This is a genomic window from Plebeiibacterium sediminum, assembly GCF_026013605.1.
In the GTDB taxonomy this organism is placed as follows: domain Bacteria; phylum Bacteroidota; class Bacteroidia; order Bacteroidales; family Marinilabiliaceae; genus Saccharicrinis; species Saccharicrinis sediminus.
This window is the reverse complement of the sequence record NZ_JAPDPJ010000374.1, coordinates 1-363: the sequence shown is the minus strand read 5'-3', so window position 1 is coordinate 363 and position 363 is coordinate 1. Positions and strand designations below refer to the sequence as shown.

The window sequence follows — 363 nt, the reverse complement described above, 5'->3', positions numbered from 1 at the left end:
GTTTTAAGCGGAGAGAGAGGGATTCGAACCCCCGGTACGTTGCCGCACAACGGTTTTCAAGACCGCCGCATTCGACCACTCTGCCATCTCTCCAAAATCTTATATTTAATCCAAACACTTTTGTTTGGTAAATGTGCTTTTTTCTAAGCGGATGCAAATATATACTTTTTTGATTATTTATCAATAAAAAAGTAAGAAAATAAAATAAAAAATATCTTTCTGATTGTAGAAAAAAAAACTCGTCTAAACTTTTGCTTCGACGAGTTTTGCGGAGAGAGAGGGATTCGAACCCCCGGTACGTTGCCGCACAACGGTTTTCAAGACCGCCGCATTCGACCACTCTGCCATCTCTCCAATACTTTT

2 tRNA genes are annotated in these 363 nt (G+C 40.2%); both read right to left on the bottom strand.

Features of this window, described 5'->3' with window-relative positions:
• Window positions 1-8 precede the first annotated feature (8 nt).
• Window positions 9-93 (bottom strand) — tRNA-Ser (locus tag OM075_RS25845).
• Between the two features lie 176 nt (window positions 94-269).
• Window positions 270-354, bottom strand: a tRNA-Ser gene (locus tag OM075_RS25840).
• Between the last annotated feature and the right edge of the window lie 9 nt (window positions 355-363).